2 protein-coding genes and 1 pseudogene are annotated in these 4,245 nt (G+C 74.7%); all 3 read left to right on the top strand.

Features of this window, described 5'->3' with window-relative positions:
• Positions 1-2,247 (top strand): annotated as a pseudogene (locus AOK24_RS40870) (DNA-binding protein); the annotation flags it as partial.
• On the top strand, positions 2,244-2,777 hold the full coding sequence (locus tag AOK24_RS40865; protein WP_055724968.1) for a hypothetical protein: 534 nt from the start codon (positions 2,244-2,246) through the stop codon (positions 2,775-2,777). The pseudogene AOK24_RS40870 and the gene AOK24_RS40865, both read left to right, overlap by 4 nt.
• A 247-nt stretch (positions 2,778-3,024) precedes the next feature.
• Positions 3,025-4,245, top strand: a 1,221-nt coding sequence (locus tag AOK24_RS40860) for an ATP-binding protein (protein WP_159052170.1), incomplete at its 3' end; no start/stop codon positions are given.

The raw sequence follows: 4,245 nt of genomic DNA, 5'->3' as shown, positions 1-4,245 counted from the left end.
GAGGGGATCGGCATCTTCGGTGTGGGGGCGCGGCCGGAGGAGCTGAGTGAGAAGGCGTTGTCGGCCTACGCGCGGGAGTTGGCCGGGCGGGTGTCCGCAGGGGAGGCGTACGAGGGGTTCGTGCGGCTGTGTGTACGGCGTACCGCGCGTGGGCGCGCGCCGTCGGTCCGCGCGGGGATCGAGGTACGGAGGCTGGCGCGGGCTGCCGGGAACCGGTCCACGGACGACTTCCTCGCCGAGTTGCTCGCTCTGCCCGCCACGGCCGGGGCGGCGAGCGGGTGGTGGAAGGCTCATCGCGGGGCGCTGGTCGAGCTGGCGCGTGAACGGGCGTCCGTGCGGCGGGACTTGCTGGAGCTGATGCCCGAGTGCGCGGACGAGGGCGTGTTGGTGCTGTGGCTGGACGTGCTGGAGGAGTCCGGGGCGCTCGCCGGGCTGTGGGGTGACGGGGAGGGGCCCCGGGACGGTACGGCGGGGTGGTTCGCGAGGTTCCTGGAGTTCCACACGCGGGCGCTGCACTGGAGCACGCCCGCCCGGCTGCCCGTGCTGTACCGGCTCGTGGAGCGGGCCGCCGACCGGTTGCGGGCCGAACTCGGCGAGTCGGGCAGCGAGTTGGAGGTTCTCCGGGACGTCGACCTGATGGATCAGATGCTCGCGCTGGGGGTGCCCGTCGCGCCGTTCCCGGAGGACCAGTGGCTGCCGCTGGCGCAGTGGGCGGACGCCGGGGCTCCGCGCAACCTGCTGGCGCTCGCGGCCGACGACCGGTACCGGGCGGCGTTCCGGCGCAGCGCCGACGGGTTCTGCGACAGCGCGGACGACCGGCGCACGGTCGAGGCCCTCGTCCGCGCCCCCGGCGGGCGGCTGCTGCTCGCGGACTGGCTGCGCGAGGTCGTCCGGCGCCTCGCGGCCCCCGGACTGCCCGCGCTCCCCCAGGCGCTGGCCCCGCTGACGTGGCTGCCCGCCGAGGCCTTGGCGCTCGCCCCGGACGAGATCCGTACGGTGACCGGCGCCGGCCTCGCCCCGCTCCTGGCCCGCACCCTGCGGACCGGCCTCCTCGACGAACTGGGCTGGCCCGCCTGGGACGAGGCGGTCGGCACCCTCGGGGACGCCGACACCCTGCGGTTCTTCGACGCCTGGCCGCACCTGATCGTCGCCGGTCCCACCGAGGCCCGCGTGATCGGCGCCGAGGGCACCGCACTCGTCCACACACTGCGCCTCCCGGCCGAGGCCGGGTTCCACGGCCCGCCCGGCTTCCACTTCGTGGACGGTGAACTGCTGGTCCACTGGGCGACGCACGATTACTGCACCGCCGGGTACTGGCACCACTCCCCCGACCAGATCATGACCCTGGAGGGCGGATACGGCACCCCGGCCGAACTCGACCTCTACCGCGAGGAGATCGGCGCGGCCACCCTGCCCCTGCCCGACGGCGCGCGGGCCACAGGACTCGGCACCCTCCGGCGCGGCGGCACCACCCTCCCCCCGAACGGGTTCCTGCTCGGCGACGGCACGTCGTACTGGACGTGGGGCGGCACCACGTGGCTCGCGTACGACCCGGTCGCCAAGGTGATCGGCGCGGAGAGCGTGCCCGCGTTCCTGAACATCCCCGACCTCGAGTACGGCACACTCCTGCCACTCCCCTCCGGCCCACCCGGCCCCGCCGTGGTGCCGGTGGACGGGCTGATCGGCTGGCGTGTCGTCCGGCTCCCCGACGGTTCGCGGCGCGGCGAGGACCTCGCCGGGCGCAGCGTCACCGTCCCGGCCGAGGCGGGGTTGCCGTGCGCGGCGGTGCGCTTCCCGGGGGCCGCGCATCCCGTCGCCGCGAGCCGCGAGATCGGCTGGGCCCTGCACCTCGTGGACGACGACGGCACCGTCCTGGCCACCGCGCGGGTGGACGGCACACCCGGGACATTCGCTCGCGGCACGCGGTTCCTTCCGCCACCGTCGTACTGGCACTGCCTGCGCCCCCGGGACCCGGCGGGCTCCCTGGCGTTGCGACGGGTCACCGAGGAAACGGCTCGCAGCTTGCTGCGGGCAGCCGATCCGGCGGACGCTGTGCGCCAGTTGCTGCCCGAGGTCACCGACGCGGCGGTGGCGGCAGGGGTCGCCGGGGTGGTGGAGTTCGCAGCCGAGCAACAGGCGGTGCTGGACGCGGTGGAGGCTCGGTCGCAGTGGGCCGAGCAGGTCCAGTCAGGCGTCCCCGTCCACCGTCATCCAGCACCTTCTACAGAAACCCCGGGCACACGTTGAACGCGACATACTCCCCCGTCCCCGAGCTCAACCTCCTCAAGGACTTCCAGGACGAGGTCGGCTACGAGAACTTCGCCGACGGGTTCGGCCTGACGGAGTACGGCGACGTCTCCGGACTGGTCGCGGGCTGGTCCGACGACCCGGAGTTCATCGGCGGGCTGATCCCGTTCGCGCAGGCGACCGGCGGCGGCTCCTTCTACGCGCTGTGGCGCCTGGACGACCGTACCGACCTGGCGACGTTGCCCGTGGTGGTCTTCGGGGACGAGGGCGGGCAGCACGTCGTGGCCCGTGACCTGCGGGAGTTGTTCCGGCTGCTCGGCTTCGACACGGAGATCTCCGTGGACTGGGACAGTGCCTACTTCTACCGGGCCGAGGAGGACCCGCACTCGGCGTACCACGACGCGTACGCGGCCTGGCTGGAGCGGCACTTCGGGCTCGCGGTGGCCGAGGATCCGGACGCGGTGCTGGCGGCGGCGCGGGAGGAGTTGGGGCAGCGGTTCGCGGACTGGGCGGAGCCGTACCTGCCGTGAAGCCGGACGGGAGGAGGCTGGGGCACGGGGTTGCCATTGCTCGCGGGACCGGTTCCGGCACGGGTCGGCGGGGCCTCGTCCAGGGCCGGGACCTGCCGCTGGTCCGTGACGGCGGCGGGTGAGGCCGGTGCCGCGTCCGCGATCCGGGCAGGGGTTTTTGCTTCTGTATGGTTGCCCGAAAAGGTGTCCGGTGGCCGACATGAGGGGCCGCCCGGCATCCGCCCGGACGCGGAAGGGAACAGCGCCCATGACCACAGTGCCCGTACCGGCACCGGGCGAGCCCCCTGTCGCGCGGGAGGCCGAACTCGCCCGGTTCGCGGGGATCGTGGACGCGTTGGCGAACGGCAGGGGCACGGTCGTCGAGATCACTGGCGAGCCCGGCATCGGCAAGACGCGCCTCGCGCTGGCCCTCATGCGCATGGCCGCCCGGCGCGGGCTCCCGGCCGTCCGCGTCCAGGTCGTCCGGGGTGAGGCGGTTCCCGTCGGCAGGCGCAGCGGTCTCCTCGTGCTGGACGACGTCCACTGGTGCGACCCCGCCTCGACGGCGGTCCTCGTACGGCAGGTCAGGGCCGGGACGCTCGGCCCGTTCGTCCTGGCCCTCGTCCACCGCCCCCGGCAGACGGCGCCCGAGCTGCTCCAGGCGCTGGACGACGGGGTGCGCGCCGGAACGGTGAAGCGGGTCGAACCCGGCCCGCTGGGCGCCGAGGCGGTGGCCGCGCTGCTCAACGCGTGGCAGGTGGACGCCGGGCTCGCGCGGGAGCTGGGCGCCGAGGCCGGGGGGAATCCGCGGCATCTGCGGCTGCTGGTCGCGCAGGGCCGGCGTCCGGGGCGGCCGGGGGACGCCGACGGTCTCCTGCGGGAGGCCAAGCCACTGTTCGCCGAGCTGGACGGGGTGACGGGGGACGCGGCGACCGCGCTGTCGGCGGCGGCCGTCCTGGGCTCGCCGTTCCGACCCCAGGACGTCGCCCGGGTCTGCGGTCTTGGCCTCGACGCGACGCTCGACGCGCTCGGCGAGCTGGAGCGGGCCGACCTGATACGCGCGCACGGCGGGAGCCTGCGCTTCCGGCACCCCGTGCTCGGTGACGTCGTGCACGCGCGGGCGGGGCTGCCGTTCCGGCTCCGGGCGCACCGGCGTGCGCTGGACATCGCCGGGAACGCCGTCGAGCGGGCGCGGCATGCGGAACATCTGCTGGGGACGGACCCGGCCGTCGCCGTGCGCGCCCTGTCCGAGGGGGCCGCCGAGGTGGCCGTACGGGAGCCGGGCACTGCGGCGCGGTGGCTGCGGTCGGCGTTGGAGGCGATGCCACCGACTACGGCCAGCGGGGGCAACTCGTCGACTGCGCAAGACACTTCGACCGAAGTACCGGATCACCCCTCCCGGACCGCCCTCGAACTCGCCTGCTGCCGAGCCCTCATCGCCTCCGAGCAACCCGAGGAAGCCCGCACCCGCGCCCACGCCCTCCTCGCG

This window comes from Streptomyces niveiscabiei, from assembly GCF_001419795.1.
Classification (GTDB): domain Bacteria; phylum Actinomycetota; class Actinomycetes; order Streptomycetales; family Streptomycetaceae; genus Streptomyces; species Streptomyces niveiscabiei.
The sequence above is the reverse complement of the archived record's forward strand: the minus strand, read 5'-3'. Positions and strand labels throughout refer to the sequence as shown.